General features: G+C 34.6%; 17 protein-coding genes. 5 read left to right on the top strand and 12 right to left on the bottom strand.

The annotated features are described in order from the left end of the window. Nucleotides 1–57 precede the first annotated feature (57 nt). The 12 genes from ADIWIN_RS04285 to ADIWIN_RS04235 form a co-directional block, all read right to left on the bottom strand. Entirely contained in the window at nt 58–465 is a 408-nt protein-coding gene (locus ADIWIN_RS04285) for a heavy-metal-associated domain-containing protein (RefSeq protein ID WP_020896571.1), read from the bottom strand. A gap of 35 nt (nt 466–500) precedes the next feature. Next, nucleotides 501–2285: an efflux RND transporter periplasmic adaptor subunit gene (locus ADIWIN_RS04280; RefSeq protein ID WP_020896570.1), complete on the bottom strand. Its 1785-nt coding sequence runs from the start codon at nt 2283–2285 to the stop codon at nt 501–503. Next, the gene (locus ADIWIN_RS04275; protein ID WP_040756538.1) at nt 2275–2757 is read right to left on the bottom strand and encodes a DUF305 domain-containing protein; all 483 of its coding nucleotides are present in this window, start codon (nt 2755–2757) and stop codon (nt 2275–2277) included. Before ADIWIN_RS04275 ends, ADIWIN_RS04280 begins: the two co-directional genes overlap by 11 nt. Before the next feature lie 10 nt (nt 2758–2767). Further along, on the bottom strand, nt 2768–5536 hold the full coding sequence (locus ADIWIN_RS04270) for a heavy metal translocating P-type ATPase (protein ID WP_040756537.1): 2769 nt from the start codon (nt 5534–5536) through the stop codon (nt 2768–2770). A 76-nt stretch (nt 5537–5612) separates the two neighbouring features. Then, the gene (locus ADIWIN_RS04265; protein ID WP_040756536.1) at nt 5613–6170 is read right to left on the bottom strand and encodes a helix-turn-helix domain-containing protein; all 558 of its coding nucleotides are present in this window, start codon (nt 6168–6170) and stop codon (nt 5613–5615) included. Nucleotides 6171–6172: 2 nt separating this feature from the next. Further along, entirely contained in the window at nt 6173–6625 is a 453-nt protein-coding gene (locus tag ADIWIN_RS04260; protein WP_020896566.1) for a heme-binding domain-containing protein, read from the bottom strand. Continuing rightward, nucleotides 6626–7231, bottom strand: a complete 606-nt coding sequence (locus tag ADIWIN_RS04255; RefSeq protein ID WP_020896565.1) for a DUF3347 domain-containing protein — start codon at nt 7229–7231, stop codon at nt 6626–6628. 28 nt (nt 7232–7259) lie between these two features. Further along, the gene (locus ADIWIN_RS04250) at nt 7260–9620 is read right to left on the bottom strand and encodes a multicopper oxidase domain-containing protein (protein ID WP_020896564.1); all 2361 of its coding nucleotides are present in this window, start codon (nt 9618–9620) and stop codon (nt 7260–7262) included. Between the two features lie 3 nt (nt 9621–9623). Then, on the bottom strand, nt 9624–10865 hold the full coding sequence (locus ADIWIN_RS04245; RefSeq protein ID WP_020896563.1) for a TolC family protein: 1242 nt from the start codon (nt 10863–10865) through the stop codon (nt 9624–9626). Nucleotides 10866–10883: 18 nt separating this feature from the next. After that, nucleotides 10884–13622 (bottom strand): efflux RND transporter permease subunit, encoded by a 2739-nt coding sequence (locus tag ADIWIN_RS04240; protein WP_020896562.1) that lies wholly within the window; start codon nt 13620–13622, stop codon nt 10884–10886. 65 nt (nt 13623–13687) lie between these two features. Then, a complete protein-coding gene (locus ADIWIN_RS22315; RefSeq protein ID WP_020896561.1) occupies nt 13688–14659 on the bottom strand; it encodes an efflux RND transporter permease subunit in 972 nt (323 codons plus the stop codon). Nucleotides 14660–14766: 107 nt separating this feature from the next. Further along, entirely contained in the window at nt 14767–15180 is a 414-nt protein-coding gene (locus tag ADIWIN_RS04235) for an HYC_CC_PP family protein (RefSeq protein ID WP_040756534.1), read from the bottom strand. 346 nt (nt 15181–15526) lie between these two features. Between ADIWIN_RS04235 and ADIWIN_RS04230 the strand changes: the two genes are divergently transcribed. The 5 genes from ADIWIN_RS04230 (at nt 15527) to ADIWIN_RS04205 (ending at nt 19128) form a co-directional block, all read left to right on the top strand. Then, nucleotides 15527–16003, top strand: a complete 477-nt coding sequence (locus tag ADIWIN_RS04230) for a hypothetical protein (RefSeq protein WP_152487213.1) — start codon at nt 15527–15529, stop codon at nt 16001–16003. A 486-nt stretch (nt 16004–16489) separates the two neighbouring features. Further along, nucleotides 16490–17518 (top strand): hypothetical protein, encoded by a 1029-nt coding sequence (locus ADIWIN_RS04225; RefSeq protein WP_040756533.1) that lies wholly within the window; start codon nt 16490–16492, stop codon nt 17516–17518. A gap of 6 nt (nt 17519–17524) precedes the next feature. Then, nucleotides 17525–17926, top strand: coding sequence for a hypothetical protein (locus ADIWIN_RS04220; protein ID WP_040756532.1), 402 nt, complete (start codon nt 17525–17527; stop codon nt 17924–17926). 382 nt (nt 17927–18308) lie between these two features. Beyond that, on the top strand, nt 18309–18599 hold the full coding sequence (locus ADIWIN_RS04210; RefSeq protein ID WP_020896555.1) for a hypothetical protein: 291 nt from the start codon (nt 18309–18311) through the stop codon (nt 18597–18599). A 13-nt stretch (nt 18600–18612) separates the two neighbouring features. Further along, entirely contained in the window at nt 18613–19128 is a 516-nt protein-coding gene (locus ADIWIN_RS04205) for a DUF6705 family protein (protein WP_020896554.1), read from the top strand. Nucleotides 19129–19293 lie beyond the last annotated feature (165 nt).

Genomic DNA, 19293 nt, shown 5'->3' with positions numbered 1-19293 from the left:
AAGGGCTTCAATCTTTAGAATCTCGTATTAATGATTCTAGCGTTTTATTTAAGCTGTTTAATCAACAGACTGATTCATTCCCATATCATGATCGTATTTACAACAACCAGGTAAACCCTCATACGCTTCTAAATCACCAGCCACTTTTTCCGTATCATAACCCGAAGCTGCAATGGCGTTATGAATTGCCATAGCATCCGTTTTTGTGTCATCAAAAGACACCTCCATTTTCTTTTTATCTACATCCCAAATAGCATTTGAAACACCTTCTACTCCATTAGCAGCTTTTTCAATGGTAGACTTACACATGCCACAGTTACCTCTTACACCAAAAGAAATATCTGCCATAGCCATATCGTTAGATACTTCTGTCGTTGAAGTTTCTGTGTCTTGTTTGGTTTCGTTTTTACAGCTTGTGAAACCTAAAGCAAAAATTACAGCGACACTTAAAATTGTTTTCTTCATTTTTAAAAATTTAATTGTTATTAATTGATTTCTGTTTAATCTATTATTTGTTTCACTTCTCCGCAAGTCAGCATAGCTCCTCCAAAATAGGGATTGATGACGTTTTCTTCTCTACTCAACCAATACGCTCCGTTGTTATTATCTCCCATTGGGCAAAATTGATGATACACTTTTTCATTGATTCCAAATACTTCAATGGCATTTGCTAAGTGTGCAGAAAGACTTTTAAAATAGCGACGTTGCTCTTCTATTTTAGAGCTCGTTGATAGTGAAGTCGCATCAGTTTTTATCTTTTTTTCAATGGCCATCCAATGCTTATGCGTCTCGTTATCTGTTAATAATGCCATATCTACTTTAGATAAATCATCCAATATTTGTTTTGACGCTGCTACCACATTCTTTAGATCATCTTTCACCAAAGCATCTTTCAATTTTATATAACCATCAAAAACTACTTTTAATTGCTTTTGAAAATCTTTCGCCACTGATAGTCTTTCATTGATATTAAAAGGTTTGTCTTCATTTACAGAAGCAGTAGCTTCCATGCCAAGATGCCCCTCGTGACCCGTAGTCGTTTTACCTCCTGTTTTATTCATCATCGATTTTTTGCCTTGCAATTGTGCTGCTGCATCAATAGTAAACGTACCGTTTGTAACAATCTCGTCTCCATCATTTAAACCTTCTAAAACTTCATAATTATCTCCAATAGAATTGCCTAGAGTTATTTGTCGCATTTCAAAAACTGGTTCATTCGGGTCTGCTTTTATATACACAACTGAGCGTTTTCCTGTCCATAAAACAGCAGGGGCTGGTATTACTAATACAGTTTCTTTATTGATAGAACTATTGCTTTTAACTTTACCTTCAACAAACATTCCCGGTTTTAATACATCATCTGAATTATTGAGCACGACTCTTAATTTTACAGTTCGTGTGTTAGTATCTAAAATAGGATCTATAAAATCGACTTTCCCATTAAATGCTTTATCTGGATAAGCTTTCGTAGAAACCATGACCTCTTGACCTGTTTTAAATTGACCAATTTGATTTTCATACACATCAAAATTTGCCCAAACGGTATTTAAGTTCGACACTTTAAAAATGGGTTTCCCATCCATAATATGAGACCCTTCATTTATCGAAATTTCTGTAACCACACCAGAAACATGCGAGTAGATTGTAAAACTTGTTTTTACCTGCCCAGTTTGCTCAACCTCATCTAGCTGGTTTCCATGAATCATCCAATTCTTAAACTTATTTCTCACTGCATTATAAAGCTGCGGTTGCGACGCTTTTAATTTATAGGCTACAATTAATTCTTGTTGTGCTGCTATAAGTTCTGGTGAATATATCTTAGCAATAGCTTGTCCTTTATTGACCTTTTCTCCTAATGAATTGACATACAACTTCTCTACTCTACCATTAAAATGAGCCGGCATGGTTGCTGTTTCATTTTCATTCTCGGTAATTTTTCCAGATAAAACAAAACCTGCATCTCTATCTAAATTACCATTACTAACCGTAAACGTTTGGATATTTGCTAAGGCCAGAGCGTTTTCTGACAACTTAAATTGATCTGCCATTAAACCAACAGCACTACTTTCCGCAGGAATTAAATCCATGCCACAAATAGGACAATCACCAGCTTCGGGCTGCATAATTTGAGGATGCATGGAACAGGTCCACATTTGATTGGTTTCTGCTACAGCATTGTGATTATGAACCGGTTCTTTAGTTGTATTACCTCCAAATAATAACCATCCTAATAAAACACCTACAGCAAGAATACCTACGTATATAATTATCTTATTATTTTTCATTTTCTAATCGTTTTATCATGGCTTTCATATCTTCTATTTCTTTACGTTGTGCTTTAATAATATCTTCCGCAAGTTGTTTTACTTCTGGGTCTTGAATATTTGCACGTTCACTTGTTAATATGGCTATAGAATGATGTGGTATCATTCCTTTTAACCAAAGTACATCTCCAACAATTGGTGCCTGTGCTCTTACCAAACTTAACGCGCTAATAAAAAGCACTAAGCTTCCAACGAGTATTGCTGTGTTCTTCTTTTTATTTTTATACATTTTTAGCATAAATAAAAGCATTATCACTGCCATTGCTGAAATACCTAAGCAGACCATATAAAAACGTGTCATACTAAAATACACGTGATCTATGGCATAAGTGTTTAAGTACATTGTAACGTACATAGCGACAAATGATAGCCCTAACATTAAAAAAAAGGTATTGTAATTTCCTTTGTTTGAATGTTGATTTGAATGTTCCATAATTTTATAATTAAATTTTAATTCTTCGTAAGCGTAAGGCGTTCGTAATAACAGAAACCGAACTAAAACTCATGGCTAAAGCGGCAATCATCGGCGACAATAAAATTCCGAAAAACGGAAACAAAACACCTGCCGCTATCGGAATACCTACAGTATTATAAATAAGCGCAAAAAATAGGTTTTGCTTAATATTTTTCATCACAGCATGACTTAAATTTTTGGCTTTTACAATACCATGTAAATCCCCTTTTACTAAAGTGATCATTGCACTCTCAATGGCAACATCTGTTCCTGTACCCATGGCAATCCCTACATCACTTTTTGCTAAAGCTGGCGCATCGTTAATACCATCACCTGCCATGGCAACGACCTTACCTTGTTTTTGTAGTTGCTCTACTTCTTTCATTTTATCTTCAGGTAACATACTCGCCTTAAAATCGGCTAGATTCAATTCTGAAGCCACCGCTTGTGCCGTATCATAATTGTCACCTGTAAGCATCACAACAGCAATCCCTTTATCTTGAAGTGCTTTAATCGCTTTTGCACTTGTCTTTTTGATTTTATCTCCAATAACAACGTAACCAACAACAGAATTGTCTATTGATAAATAAGATACCGTTTTACCTTGTTTTTGGTAGGTTTTAGCTTCTTCCTCCATTTGGGATGAAATTTCTGCATTCGCATGTGCCATCATTTCAGGATTTCCTAAGGCTACGTTTTTACCATTTACGTTGCCTTCAACGCCTTTACCTGTAACGGCACTAAATCCATCCGATTTTAAAACTTCTGTTTTTTGCGCTTTACCATATTTAACAGTTGCTTCTGCTAAAGGATGTTCACTATGAGAGTTAAGCGACACAATATATTGTAGAATCTCATTATTACTAAAATCATCATTAAAAGCCCCAACAGTTTCTACCGTAGGTTTCCCTTCAGTTATGGTTCCTGTTTTGTCAATAATAAGCGTATCTACCTTATCTAATTTCTCAAGGGCTTCAGCGTTTTTAATCAAAACTCCATTCTGAGCTCCTTTACCCACACCAACCATTACTGACATTGGTGTCGCCAATCCAAGTGCACAAGGACAAGCAATAATTAAAACAGCTATCGCATTGACTAATGCATAAACATACGCTGGTTCTGGTCCCCAAATGGCCCAAACAGCAAAGGTTATTAATGAGACAATAACAACGACAGGCACAAAGTATCCTGAAACTTTATCGGCTAAATTCTGAATTGGTGCACGACTTCGACTAGCATCATTCACCATATGAATAATTTGAGACAATAAAGTATCACTACCCACTTTCTCTGCTTTCATTAAAAACGATTGATTACCATTGATGGTGCCACTACTCACTTTATCGCCTTCCGATTTGTTAACAGGAATAGGTTCTCCTGTAATCATAGATTCATCAATACTTGTATCTCCTTCGGTTATTGAGCCATCAACTGGTATTTTCTCACCTGGTTTTACTTTTAAAATATCGTTGAGTTCAATCTTATCAATACTGACTTCAATCTCTTCTTCATCTACAATTTTTATAGCTTTGTTTGGCGCTAATTTTAAGAGCTCTTTTACTGCGGAATTGGTTTTACTATGTGCTCGCGCTTCTAAAAGTTGTCCGAGTAATACCAATGTAAGAATTACAGCTGCGGCTTCAAAATACACATGAACAGCACCAGATTCAGTTTTAAATTGACTTGGAAAAAAGTCGGGAACAAACATTCCAAATACAGAAAATAACCAAGCCACTCCTGCTCCAATTCCAATAAGCGTAAACATATTGAGATTCCATGTTTTTATACTATTGTAAGCACGTTCAAAGAACATCCACGTTGCATAAAATACGACAGGAATGGATAGTCCAAATTGAATCCAATTCCAGTTTTTTTGTTCTAAAACATCGTATAATGGATTGTTCGGAATCATTTCACTCATGGCTATTAAAAATATTGGCAGTGTGAATATCACGGCAATCCAAAACTTTTTCACGAGCTTTTTATAGGTTTTCTCTTCTGAAGAGATATCGGGTTGCATAGGGACTAAATCCATACCGCATATAGGACACGGACCAGACTCATCTTTTACGACTTCTGGATGCATAGGGCAAGTCCATTGCTCTGAAGTGTAGGTGGACAGGTTCTGTTCTTCCACCAAATCCATACCACAAACTGGACAATCTCCTGCTTTATCATAGGTTTTATCGCCTTCACAGTGCATCGGACAATAAAAGGTTCCTGTACCTTTTCCTTTCTTAATTCCCGCGGAAGTAGTAATCTCATCCTTCACATGATGATGCTCACCGAGTTTATGAATACTATAACGTCCACCATCCTTTTTTAAAGCGTCTTGAAACTTTTCTATAGGAATATGGGATTCCATTTCAATAGTCGCTTCTGCGGTTTCTAAATTGACGGTTGCCTGGGAAACACCTTCAACTTTTGAAAGTATGTCTTCAACATGACTGCGACAACCGTTGCAAGTCATTCCGTGTATGTGATAGGTATGTTTCATTCCCTTTCCTACGGAAGTGGGAATCTCATCCTTCATATCATGATGTTCACCTAGTTTATGAATACTATAGCGTCCACCATCGTTTTTTAATGCGTCTTGAAACTTTTCTATAGGAATATGGGATTCCATTTCAATAGTAGCTTCTGCGGTTTCTAAATTAACTGAGGCTTGCGAAACACCTTCAATTTTTGAAAGTACGTCTTCAACATGACTGCGACAACCGTTGCAAGTCATTCCGTGTATGTGGTATGTGTGTTTCATTTTATTTGTTCTTTATAATTTAATAACAAATGTATTACCGTTTTAAAGCATACGTTTTTCTAATTCTGATTCTTATTTATACAATTTGGTCAAATGGTTTTCTGTCCCAATCTTGCAAGCTTTTATAGTCAGACATCGACATTCCCGTAATCGCTTTAAACTGCCTTGCCAAATGGCTACTTGTTTTATAGTTTAAGGTATAGGCTATTTCAGAAAAATTTAATTGTCCGAGTTGTATTAATTCTTTTACTTTTTCAATTTTTAAATTGATAGTATATTTCTCTAGTGTAAGCCCTTCATGTTTACTAAATAACTTACTTAAAGCGGTTTCAGTTTTTCCAAATTCTTCAGCTAAAATTTTAAATAAATCCTCTGTCTCGCCTAATTGAATTTTATGAATAAGCTTCACTTTTATATGTTCAATCAAAGTATCTGTTTCATTTTCTATAATTTCAAAACCGGTACTTAAAAGTGTTCTCTTTAAATTTTCAGCATTACTATTTACACCTTTTACGACGACAACTTTACCTAACTCTACAGATTCTACATCATAGTTTTCAGAATTAAAAATTGCTAAAACCGAAGCGATACAACGGTTACAAACCATGTTTTTTATGTAGATTATTTCTTTCATTTTTAAAGATTAGTCTTTAATTGTGTCATCCATTGAATGATTGTTATTTTATCTTCTTCTGAAAATTCAGCATCTTTATGAATCAATGTATAAGAGTCTAAAGGCATCTCTCCACTTTCAATTTGCTTTATAATTGACCGAAGTTTACTTGCTTTTCTGCGGTTTGATAATAAATCCCATTCACTAAAATTTAATTCAGATTTCCCTTCTGTTATATGATCTTCTAAAAACCAAGCTGCAGGTTGTATTTTGTTATACCAAGGATATTGGGTATTGTTACTATGACAATCATAACATGATGTTTTGAGCTTATTTTCAATGTTTTTAGGAATATCATTAACTAGCATAAAATCAGTAGCAGGAACACTTTCATTTTGATTGCGCTCTGTAGGCACAAACTGTATGCCTACAAACGCTACCAATAATACTAATGCTATGATTTTAACAATTCTCATTTAGTTAATCTCTTTTTGCACTTTTCCGCAAGTCAACATTTTACTCCCATAATAAGGATTCTTAACATCTTTACTCATACTCAACCAAGCACTTCCTTTATCATACATTGGGCAAAACTGCTCATATAATGTGTTTTCTGTTCCTGTAATTGCAACCATATCCGTGACATCTTTACTCAAAATTTTAAAATGTTCACGTTGGTGCTCCATTGGACTCTCTGAAATATGTTCTGCATGTTCCGTTGCATCTACAATAATGTCATTTAGCTCTGATTTTTGATCATCCGTATATTTTGAAACATCTAGATTATCCAAACTTTCTACTAAGATTGCACCTAATTCTTTTCCTTTAGACTCATCATCTGCTACCAACGCGTCCTTCAGATTAAAATAATCTTTTAATATATTCTCAGAGCTTCCATTTTGATCGTCGCTCATAGCCATTTCATTTTCTTCTCCATCGTGATGTCCATCACTGTTATCATGGTTCATTTCAGAGTGCATCTCATCATTTGATACTTCTTTTTTACCGTCTTTGCAAGACATTGCAGTAAAGCCTATAAAAGCTATTACTAAAATTGCTGTTGTTACTTTTAAATTTTTCATTGTTTTTTATGTGTTTATTAATATGTGATTAAAATCGAACTGATAAGCCTCCTCCAGTTCCAAAACGGTTATCATGACTTCCCATAAGTGAAAAGTTTTTTGATAAAAAATATTCTATTCCAACACTCCAAGTCACTTCATTGTTAAAGTTATCTCCTGAAGGCAGATCGTTTACCCAACCAAAATCAGCTTGATATTCGTAGTTTCCAAAAATGGCAGTTCTTGGAAAAATCATTATTTCTCTGCTTAAGCTTATTTGTGGTCTTAATTTACTATCCATACGGACATCGAGGTTAAATAAATAAGGTGTTAAAAAACGGATTCCTGCAATAGCTGTAGTTTCAATATCGTCAATTGAATCTTCCATTTTATTTTCAATGTTAACACCAACAAACACTCTTAAATAATCGTGCAAGTAACGCTCGTAAGTTACTTCGGCTTCAAGGTTTTGATTCCAACCATATTCTGCCGAAACATTGAATTGGTTACGTAGGTTTGATGCCACAAAACTAAACTCTGTCATATGCGAAGCAGCGTCTAACATTGACCATGAGTAAAACTGGTCTGCTTCATGAATTAGGTTTGAAACTGGATATGGCTCCATACGCTCATCACGAGGTGTATCATAACTGACAATTCTTGCCATACCGCTCATCATATGGTATAATATGTGACAATGAAAGAACCAATCTCCATACTCATCTCCATAAAACTCAATAGTAATTTCTTGCATTGGTGGAACGTTTACCGTGTGCTTTAATGGTGAGTATTCGCCATTTTTATTGATAACTCTAAAGAAATGACCATGAAGATGCATAGGATGATGCATCATTGTAAGGTTATTAAAAGTCATCCGTGTTACTTCACCACCTTTTATTTTAATATTATCTGCTTCACTTAAGGGCACACCGTTCATACTCCAAATGTAGCGGTTCATATTACCTGTAAGATTTAATAGAATTTCTTTAACTGGAACGTCTTTTTTGTACGTTGTTTTATCTGGTGATTTTAAGTAATCATAATTATACTCCGAAAACATGTCCATACTTTGCATCGCGTCCATTTTCATATCCTTATCCTCCATATCCATTTTAGAATGCTGCATATTACTATCCATAACTTCTTTTTGAGGTTCATCCATAGTCATTTTACTATGATCCATTTTTGAATGATCCATCTTTTTAGGCGTCATTGAATCTTTATACTTATCCATGTTCATTTCAGCATGGTTCATTTTTGAATGATCCATTTGCATACCGTACTCCTCCTTTATTTCGTGGCGCTCATCTTTATTAGGTTGAAACTTTAAAGCGTGAGCTCCCATTTTCATATCCATCTTCGCCATTTGTTGCATCATAGCAATTTTATCTGGTCTAGGAACTTCCATAGCAGGCAGTATGTCGCCATTACCAAAAAACGCAGATGCTGTACCTGAGCCATCTTGAGCCGTAATTTTAAATTCTAATTTCCCATTATCTGGAATTGTTACTATAAAATCGTAAGTTTCAGCAACACCAATAAAGGTTTTGTTCTTTTTAACAGGAACAACATCGAGTCCATCTGCAGACACTAAAGTTGGCATTTCGCCGCCAAAAGTCATCCAAAATGAAGAGGATGCAGCACCATCGATAATTCGTAACCTAACTTTTTCTCCAGGTTTAAACTCTAGATATTCTATTCGTTCTTCCCCATTAATCAAAAATGCAGGATAATATACATCTGCAATGTCAGCTCCTTCCATTCGTTGTCTCCAAAAATCTAACTGCGCTCCAAGTGCACCTTTGGCTATCACTTGATTTAAAGGTGTAGCAGTTCCTTTTTTCATACTATACCATTCATTACCTCGCTTTAAATTTTTTAAAACATTCATCGGTTTTTCATTCGTCCAATCCGATAATAGTAATACCATTTCCTTATCATACTCCAATGTTTGCTCTTTAGGCTTAATTACAAAAGACCCATAAACACCACTTTGTTCTTGTAACATCGTGTGCGAGTGATACCAATAGGTTCCGGACTGTTTTAAAGGAAACTCATACTTAAAAGTTGTTCCAGGTGCAATAGGTGGTGTGGTTAAATAAGGAACTCCATCATAAAAATTAGGCAGTAGCAGTCCATGCCAATGAATAGACGTTTCAACATCCATATTATTTTTAACATAAATTACCGCATATTCTCCTTCTGTGAATTCTAAAACCGGACCAGGAATGGTACCATTAACAGTCATTCCCATCACATCTTTACCCGCTTTGTTAACCGTTTTTTTATCTATGGTTAGTGTATATTCTTTTACAGGTAGATTGTCACTGTTTCCTTCTTTGGATTGTGCGAATGAAAATTGCGTGGTAATTAACAGTAGTAGTAGTATTATATATTTTAATTTTTCCATGTTTTAGTTGCTTAAATAATTAATAATGGTCGACTGTACATAATAGTTTTTAATCGACTCTATTTGATTCATTTGAAACTTCAACTGTAATTCCTGAATATCTAATACATCATTAAAATCAATAGTTCCTGTTTCATAACTTTTTACTAAAATTGATTCCGCGTCCTTTGCTTGCTTTAAATTTTTAGTTTGAGTATCATAAGAGATTCTAGATGAAATTCTATCGTTTATAGCTTTATCTAAAAGCGTTTCTAAAATATTATAACGTTCTAATTTTTGAAACTCAATTTCTTGTTGTTGCAATTGGTTTTGCTTGGTCTGCGATTTATATTTTTTATTAAATATTGGAATAGATAAAGAAACCATTGGCATTACGATATCCTTTCCGTTATCACTAAAATCCATATTTGGCATTTCTGTAATAGCGATATAATCTAACCCAAAACCAATCATTGGACTGCTTTCTTTCTGATTTAATAATTCAGATTGTGCCACTGACTCATATAACTTATCATATTTTAGTAATTCTGGATGTAATGCTAAATCTTCAGTAATAACTTCGATATCTTCGGAAGGCATGAGTAATGAATCGCTTACTTTAATTTCAATTGATTTATCACGGTTTAAGAGCTTATTAAAAGTAGTCTGATCTGCGTAGAATTGTTGACGTAAAACCGCTAATAATTGTTCCATTTCATTCTGTCGCATTTGCAATCGTAATACATCTACGGCTGATGCTTTACCAACTTCAACGGAAGTTAAAGCTAGTGTTTCGTATGTTTCAAGCAGTTTTATATTTTCCTCTAACACCTTTTGCTTTGCGCTATTTTCATACAAATTATAATACGATTGTGACACTGACGTCATTAATTTTCGTTTAGCGATTACGATGTCTTCATATTTAGCATCTGCTAATGCACTTACATAATTTTCGCGAGACGTAATCGTACCAAACCAAGGCAGCATTTGTTTTGCTGAAATTTTAAAACGTTGTGCACCTGTGCGTGTTTCTGGCTCACTTACAAAATAGCCTGCGCTAAAATCAGTATTTGGAAGCGTATTAACTTCATTCACTTTCTCTGAAGCAATGCTATACTGCACCTCGAATTTTTGAATTTCAGGATTGTTTTCTAAAGCCTCGTTTATATAGGTTTCTAGTTCTTGACTTTGAGCTGGAAGAGCAAAGAGTAAAGAGCCAAGAACAAAAACTGTTCTGAGTATGATATGATAATTGTAGTTTCTCATTAGTGTTTCTTTTAAAGTCTATATTCTATTCTCTTTTTTCTCTAATCTTTTTAATCGAAACTCTTCTCTCCAACTATATAAAACAGGCACAATAAAGTAAGATGTAATATCAATCACCATACCTCCAAAAATTGGGATGGCCATCGGAATCATAATATCACTCCCTTTTCCTGTGGACGTTAATACCGGAAGCAAAGCCAAAATGGTAGTCACGGTGGTCATTAAACATGGACGAATTCGTTTTTCAGCAGCTTGTAAAGCGGAAGCTCTAATGCTCATTTTATCAGAAGGTTTTTCACGATCAAAGGTTTGAGTTAAGTAAGTTGCCATCACCACACCATCATCCGTAGCAATTCCAAATAGTGCTATAAATCCAACCCAAACTGCCACACTTAAGTTGATGGTTTTCATGTTGAAAAGATCTCGCATATTCTCACCAAAGAGACTAAAATTGAAAAACCAATCTTGTCCATACAACCAAATCATAATAAAACCACCTGCGAAAGCCACCGTGATTCCTGTAAACACCATTAACGATGTGCTTATCGATTTAAACTGAAAATAGAGAATTATAAAAATAATGGCTAATGCCAATGGCACCACAACAGCCAATGTTTTTTCTGCGCGTAATTGGTTCTCATAGGTACCTGTGAATTTATAACTGATCCCTTTTGGAACTATTAATTCACCAGAATCTATGTTCTCTTGAAACAAGGCTTGTGCATTTTCTACAACATCAACTTCTGCAAATCCGTCTATTTTATCGAACAGAACATAACCGACTAAAAAGGTATCTTCACTTTTTATCACTTGCGGACCTTGCTCATAACGAATCGTCGCCAATTCACTTAAGGGTACAGGGCTACCTTTCTCAACGGGAATGTAAATATCTTTTATATCTTCTGGATTGCCACGCAACTCTCTTGGATAACGCACACGAACTCCGTAACGCTCTCTCCCTTCTACCGTTTGCGTTAATGCCATGCCGCCAATAGCAACTTTTAACACACTTTGAACATCTTCAATAGAAATTCCATAACGCGCTATTTTTTCTCTATCAATATCGATGAGTAAATACGGTTTCCCTACAATTCTGTCAGCAAAAACGGCTTCAACTTTAACACCCTCAGCTTGCTTTAAAAGTGTTTCTAATTGCAATCCGAACGCTTCAATTTGTTTTAAATCTTGCCCCTTCACTTTAATTCCCATTGGGGCACGCATTCCTGTTTGTAGCATTACCAATCGGGTTTCAATAGGTTGTAATTTTGGCGCCGACGTCACTCCTGGTAATTTGGTGACTTTTACGATTTCATTCCAAATATCATCTGGACTGTTAATTTCTGGTCGCCAGTTACGATAGTATTCACCATCAGCATCTTCTATGAGATGATTGCTTGCCACACTAAGTGCCGTTGAAATGTTTTCCGCTTTGTTCTCGACTGCGCTCGAACTGACAGCTAAATTTTTATTATAAAACAGTCGTCCATCTTTCAATTCAAACAACCCATCGTCATTAACTTTATAACGTTGTCGTTTCCCTTCTGCATTTCGCATGTATTCAGATTTATACTGAATCATATTTTCGTACATGGATAAAGGTGCCGGATCTAAAGCAGATTCTGTTCTACCAGCTTTTCCGACAACGGTTTCAATCTCTGGAATCGTCGCTACAGCCATATCTAATTGCTGTAGCACACGCTTGTTTTCTTCCACGCCAGAATGTGGTAATGAAGTTGGCATCAGCAGAAAAGAACCTTCGTTTAAGGATGGCATAAATTCTTTTCCAGTGTTATTCATAATCCACACTCCAGAAACCAATACGAGTGTCGGAATTAATAAAAACAACAATTTATTCGCTAAAGCCCATGCTAAAATTTGACCATAAAAACGTCTTAACACAGAGAATATTCCTAATATTCCGAAGCAGATAATGGCCACGAAAACCAAGTTGATAAGGATGCTACGATCAAAACCTAAAGGCCTCCAATAGTCGGCAAGAAGAAATACAATAGCTGCTGAAGACATGATGATGTTAATGAGATTCCCTTTTTTCGTATCTAATTTTCCTAATAGCGTTAGTAATCCTGTGACTCCAAACGCCATCAGAACAATGCCTAACCAATAACCGCTTATGACGATAGCAAGTCCAGCCACAATTAAGACACCATTTAAGATATGTCTAAATGATGTTTTAAGCGTCGTTTTTCTAAATAAATAGGCTGCGAAAGGTGGAATTAAAAATAAGGCAATCACTAAGGAAGCCGTTAACGCCATTGTTTTAGTAAAGGCTAAAGGTCTAAACAATTTTCCTTCGGCACCGATCATAGTAAAGACAGGCACAAAACTGATAATTGTGGTTAATACGGCTGTTAAAATGGCACCAGAAACTTCTGAAGTGGCGTTGTAAACAACTTCGTTTATGGTGTATTCTGAACCATCATCTCGCAGTCGCAATTTTTTATCATCGAGGTGCCGAATCATATTCTCAGCCAGAATCACTCCGACATCTACCATCGTTCCTATGGCAATCGCAATACCAGAAAGTGCCACGATATTGGCATCCACATCAAATAATTTCATGGCCACAAAAACCATTAAAACAGCCACAGGTAATAATCCGGAAATTAAAATGGAAGCACGCAGATTAAAGACCATCACAATGATGACTAAAATTGTAATTAATATTTCGAGGGTTAAAGCTTCATTTAAGGTGTCTAATGTTTCTACAATAAGCTCGGTACGATCGTAAAAAGGCACGACTGTTAATTGAGAGGTACGGCCGTCTGCCAAAACTTTGCTTGGCAAACCTCCTTTAAGTTCTGCTATTTTTCTTTAACATTGGTAATCACTTCCATCGGATTCGCCCCATAACGTGCTACGACAACTCCACCAACAACTTCAGCTCCTTCTTTGTCTAGAATACCACGTCGTGCTGCAGGACCTAATGAAACGTTTGCTATATCTTTAATTTTAATAGAGGTGTAATCTTCGGAAGTCACAACAGCGTTTTCAATATCGTCTACCGACTTTACATAACCCAATCCACGAACTAAATATTCCGCCTGATTAATCTCTAAAGTCTGTGCTCCTATATCTTGATTACTTTCTTTGACCGCTTTTACAACTTGGCTTAAACCGATGTTGTATTGACGCATCAATTCCGGATTCACATCAATTTGATATTCCTGCACATAACCACCAATAGAAGCGACTTCAGAAACACCACTTGCAGACGATAACGCATATTTTACGTAGTAATCTTGAATGCTTCGCAGTTCGTGCAAATCCCAACCACCAGTAACGTTTCCGTTTTCATCGCGTCCTTCAAGGGTGTACCAATATATTTGTCCTAAACCTGTGGCGTCTGGTCCTAAAGCAGGATTAACATCTTGCGGTAATAAGCCACTTGGTAATGAATTCAGTTTTTCTAAAATTCGGCTACGCGACCAATAGAATTCAATATCTTCTTCAAAAATGATATAGATGCTTGAAAAGCCAAACATAGACGAACTACGAATGGTTTTTACGCCAGGAATACCGAGTAAAGACGTGGTTAATGGATAGGTAATTTGGTCTTCTATATCTTGTGGGGAACGACCATCCCATTTGGTGAAAACGATTTGTTGATTTTCGCCAATATCTGGAATAGCATCTACAGCGACAGAATCACTTGGCAAAAAGCCAGTATCCCAATCAAAAGGTGCATTTACGGTTCCCCATCCTACAAAAAGGACGAGCAATAAAACGGGTACGAGTTTATTCTCTATTAAGAATTTGATGCTCTTATTTAGCATGACGTTTGATATTTAAACAATTAGATATAGGTATTAGGAAAACACCGCATACAGAAAATCATCCTAATGAATTACATCACCGGATAATACAGTCTATTGTTTTAAAATCAAATTAAATACGTCTCGTCGAGCTTGAAGAGTTGCTTGCGGACGAGTGGCGGTTTATAGTCTTCATAAGACGATGTATTGTCATCTAAACTTTCGAAAAGATTGATATACGTATACACAAATGATGCTATAAAAACCTGCTGTTCTATAGAAATTTTATCGAATGCCAATTGGAGTTCATCTTGACCATCAACTACGGATTGTTCGTTTTTACAACAATCCTTTTTGGTAATTGTACAACCTTCCGTTGAAGGCTTTGCCATTTCCATACCACAGCCTTTGGCTTTGGTAAAGACAGCTGATTCTACTAAAGTGTCTCCACAATAATGCATATTGATTGTGAACGATAGTGTAGAAAATAAAACTACAAACGCCATCACTAAAGACATTATTTTATGAGAGACTTCTTTCATATGAGTTGCGAAGTTACAAAAATTGAACAACTTATTTTTTTATTTAACAGAAGTTTAAATGATGTAACGCGCTTTAAGGACATCTTGAAACGTTTAAAGGTATAAAAACGCTGCAACACTCCCTTTTAAACTTATGACGTGATTCTAATAAATACGAACCTGGTTACAAATCACTAACTATCAAAACACTACGTAAAGTTACGTATATAAAAATCGAAAGGATGTTGTAACTTTATAAACTTATAATAGCGTGTTAAACCATATCTTATCCGTAACGCATAAAGGGATGTGAAATGGAATTGAGTTGATATAACACGTTGTAAAACATTTACGAAAAACCTCAAATTTGAAATTTATATTGAAAATAATTTTAGTAGCAGTAGTTATGTTCGTAGTTGGAATAACTGTTTTTCTCATTGCATTTGGAGACCATACAAATAGAACGAATTTTAAAATTTACTCTGCTGACAAAAAACAATGTGTGACTATCATTACGCAAGGAAAAATGAGATATTTTATAAATGGAGAACACAATTCAGTTCCAAAAACGGAATATATAAAAATTGACAAAAGCGGAATTCCTCTTATTGGAGACGAAATCGGAATTTGTTGGAAAAATGAAAATTACGAATGGGAAATCGTAAATCACCAATCAAAAATCATCGATGTGAAATTAGACACTTTGAAATTTAAATTCAACACGAGTTGGGAGAAAGATAAATTTGGAATTCCAAGAACAACTAAATATACTCAACCGAATTGTGGAACAATAGGACTTTTGAATATGAAAACGTACGATGAAACTATAATATTGGAAAATTGAATTGAATAAAAAACGTTTTACAACACCGTGTATAATTAATTGCTTTGGCAAGTGCTTATTTGGAAAATTCCTTCGGAATTTTCTCGCGTTCGTTTTTGTTTACTAAATTAGTTGCTTAAACACGCAACTAACCATACACAAAACCGTAGGCAATATCGCTACCACTTTGAAAAATAATTACTAAATTTAAACAATGGAAATCATGAACAAAAAATTAAAAGCATTTTAAAAATTATATCACTACTTATAGTAGCTTCTTTAATTCTAATCAACTGTCAAAAAGAAGATGATGAGATTTCACCAGTATCTCTAGAAAAATTAAGTCTTAAGACTGTTTCGGTAGATAAAGCCAAGCAAATCTTTTTAAATTTCAATAATACAAAAACACAATCTGGTTTTTAGAATAGAACTAATGAGCAAGAGTTCTTAGTTACACCACAATGGGAAACTGTAACACAAAACGAATTAGAAAACACCGACGCATTAATGACCGAAGTAGAGACAGATATAAATAGAGAAGGAAACTATTCTACCAAAGCAATATTTATAGAGGTTAATGGTATAATGGTTTCTGTTTTGGAAACCTATTACGCAAATAGTACTTATGAAGATGGTGTTATAAAAAATGGAATAGTATATTACAACGACCTCGATGGAAATTTTATTGACGCCTATAAAGTTGAAACAGGTATACCGACAAAGCGTTATATTCCAAGTCCATTGGTACAGCAAGCGGGTTTTTTTATGTTTATTCTTTTACAAGATTTTAGTGATATCGACTGTTGGAATACTGATAATCTTCCTGGAGATGGGCAATTAGACGAAGTGGTAGTTGTAGCACCACCACAAGGTCATAATCACAATTCTGTACAGGTTATTTTTATTAATAACTATATCATTCCGACTACAGGAAGTGGTTCCAGCGGAGGTTCTGGTGGTGGCGGTGGAAGTAATGGCAATAGCAATCCGCGTGGTTGTGGCACTACTAATGAAGTAACCTGTTATCCTATGGTTAAATATCCACCTGCTTTATCTACTCAGTACAAAGAAGATTATCCTAAATTAACAGAGTATTTAAAAAATCAGTTGCCAACCATTAAAGATAATAGTACAATTGTAAACGCGATTAAGGCTTATACTGATTTAACAACAGCGCAGATAGAACAACACTTAGAATGGGGAGAAGGTCCAATAGTTGAAATTGTTCAGCTTGATAGTTTTTGTACTACTTGTAACTCTGATACTTATGGTTTATTTCAAAGTTCATCTAATCCAGATACTCTTTATATAGATATTGATTTAGTTAATGACCTAGAAAACTCAACACCAAACTCAGTTTTAGCAAATTCCTTTGCTTTTCTAGTTGGAGTTACAATTTTGCATGAATATGTTCATTATGGTGATAACCTTGATGGCACAGATTATCCTGGGGAAGAAGGTCAGTTATTCGAAGAAGATGTATATGGTCAAACTGTGTGGAGAAGTAATGCTCAAACAATTTTAACTAGTAATTAAAAAATTATGAAAAATAACATTTTAGTTTTTCTTATTCTTATAAGTTTCACATCTTGTAAAGCGCAAATAAATTCAGCAGATAAGTCCAATATAATTTCAGAAACAATTGAATACTCAGATTTCAAAAATTATCTTCATTTAGAAATAAAAAATAGGGAGAATTTAATTCTAGTGGAGAATGATATAGTTAAAGCGGGCTTAAAGATTAATGTTAAGAATTTAAATATTAAAATAAAGAAAAAATCTGATATTCTAACTAAAAATTATATTGAGATAAAAAAAATTGAAGTTTTTACTAAAAAAGCTGAACTTATTTTTTATTATGCTATTGAGAATATAGAAGTAAAAACATATTTGTTTAAAGAAGATAGTTGGAAGGTGAAAAAAATGGAAATTATTGAATTATAAATACTACCTACAACACGGTATATAAAAAATAGCAGTTAGGAGCAAAATCAAAGGTTTAAGTCTTTTCTGCTATCTTTTTTATAATTTAAAAATTAGCAGCATATCAATCTGCTACTTTCCATATACCAACACGTTGGCGGTAATTTAAAAAAACATATATAATTGAAAAAAATTGATTTCCATATTCACACCGTTCAATCTGTAAGCGACAGACATTTTGAATTTGACATAGAATCACTTAAGGAATATGTAGATCTTCTTAAAATTGATTGTATTGCTATTACTAATCATAATTTATTTGACAAAATTCAATTTGAAGAAATATGTAAAAAACTTGAAATTAAAGTTTTTAGACCTTTTATTTTATTTAACATATAAGAAAATGATAGATGTACCGCCTTCTAAGCATCCAAAATATTGGGCATCCAAAGATGCTTTCGAACCTCTTTACAAAAAGTATTTTGACCCAAAATTTAATCCAAAAATAAAAGCAACCGACCCTAATGCACCTAATATTGACACCTTGAATGAAAACGATTTAAAAGAGTTTTTAAATTTTATGGACGAGGCTAATATTGGGGCGCATCTTTTTGAAACTGATGCTACCTTTAACACCTTTTCAAAACTAAGTTTAAAAAATAACGAACCACATAGAGAAACTTCTTGTAACTAAAACATTTAACATTATGAAAACAACATTTTATATATTATTAATTACTTTATTTTTTTCTTGTAAAGTACAACAAGTATATGCACAAGACCCGAATAATGCACCTTTTGTAGGAACTTGGGAACATCAAAATGGTAATGATATCTTTAGAGTTACCATTTGGGAAGATGGGAATGATTTAAAAGGTGATTATTGGTTTATTCAAACTAACAATGGTGTTGAGACTATAATTTGTGCTTCTAATTACATTATCCCAAATTCAAATACAAATTACCGTCACGTTATCTTTGGTGGTTCTAAAGATGGAATTATAATGGGAGCCTTATTAGATGATAATTCTATCAATTGCCAAAATGGAGCCGCAGAAAGAGAACGAATGTCGGGTAATGCAAGTTTAACAATTCAATCAGGCTGTTTAGGTTGTCCTATAACCGCTGAATGGAAGGTAGAGCGACTTAGAGGTATTAGAATACAAGGAGACCCCACAGAATTTAGCGTGCCAACTGATGTTATTATGACCAAGGTGAATTAAAACTAACCACAACACGGTATAAACTTAATAAGGGCTAAAGGCGATAACTAAACATAGTTTTGTGTTTGCCTAAGTAGTTTACAAACCTAAATTAATAGCATTCAAAACCCTTACTAAGTTTATACCCAACCGTTGTGTGCAATTTTGACTTGTACGGAATAAAGG

Origin of the sequence: Winogradskyella psychrotolerans RS-3 (assembly GCF_000427335.1) — a bacterium.
Lineage (GTDB): Bacteria > Bacteroidota > Bacteroidia > Flavobacteriales > Flavobacteriaceae > Winogradskyella > Winogradskyella psychrotolerans.
Note: the sequence above shows the minus strand (reverse complement) of the source record. Positions and strands in the feature narration are given on the sequence as shown.

Coding starts and splice junctions, on each gene's coding strand:
- ADIWIN_RS04205 (WP_020896554.1), top strand. CDS start 18,613: ATGAAAACAACATTTTATATATTATTAATTACTTTATTTTTTTCTTGT.
- ADIWIN_RS04275 (WP_040756538.1), bottom strand. CDS start 2,757: ATGGAACATTCAAATCAACATTCAAACAAAGGAAATTACAATACCTTT.
- ADIWIN_RS04265 (WP_040756536.1), bottom strand. CDS start 6,170: ATGAAAGAAATAATCTACATAAAAAACATGGTTTGTAACCGTTGTATC.
- ADIWIN_RS04220 (WP_040756532.1), top strand. CDS start 17,525: ATGAAAAATAACATTTTAGTTTTTCTTATTCTTATAAGTTTCACATCT.
- ADIWIN_RS04225 (WP_040756533.1), top strand. CDS start 16,490: ATGACCGAAGTAGAGACAGATATAAATAGAGAAGGAAACTATTCTACC.
- ADIWIN_RS22315 (WP_020896561.1), bottom strand. CDS start 14,659: ATGCTAAATAAGAGCATCAAATTCTTAATAGAGAATAAACTCGTACCC.
- ADIWIN_RS04260 (WP_020896566.1), bottom strand. CDS start 6,625: ATGAGAATTGTTAAAATCATAGCATTAGTATTATTGGTAGCGTTTGTA.
- ADIWIN_RS04285 (WP_020896571.1), bottom strand. CDS start 465: ATGAAGAAAACAATTTTAAGTGTCGCTGTAATTTTTGCTTTAGGTTTC.
- ADIWIN_RS04245 (WP_020896563.1), bottom strand. CDS start 10,865: ATGAGAAACTACAATTATCATATCATACTCAGAACAGTTTTTGTTCTT.
- ADIWIN_RS04235 (WP_040756534.1), bottom strand. CDS start 15,180: ATGAAAGAAGTCTCTCATAAAATAATGTCTTTAGTGATGGCGTTTGTA.
- ADIWIN_RS04250 (WP_020896564.1), bottom strand. CDS start 9,620: ATGGAAAAATTAAAATATATAATACTACTACTACTGTTAATTACCACG.
- ADIWIN_RS04270 (WP_040756537.1), bottom strand. CDS start 5,536: ATGAAACACACATACCACATACACGGAATGACTTGCAACGGTTGTCGC.
- ADIWIN_RS04210 (WP_020896555.1), top strand. CDS start 18,309: ATGATAGATGTACCGCCTTCTAAGCATCCAAAATATTGGGCATCCAAA.
- ADIWIN_RS04280 (WP_020896570.1), bottom strand. CDS start 2,285: ATGAAAAATAATAAGATAATTATATACGTAGGTATTCTTGCTGTAGGT.
- ADIWIN_RS04255 (WP_020896565.1), bottom strand. CDS start 7,231: ATGAAAAATTTAAAAGTAACAACAGCAATTTTAGTAATAGCTTTTATA.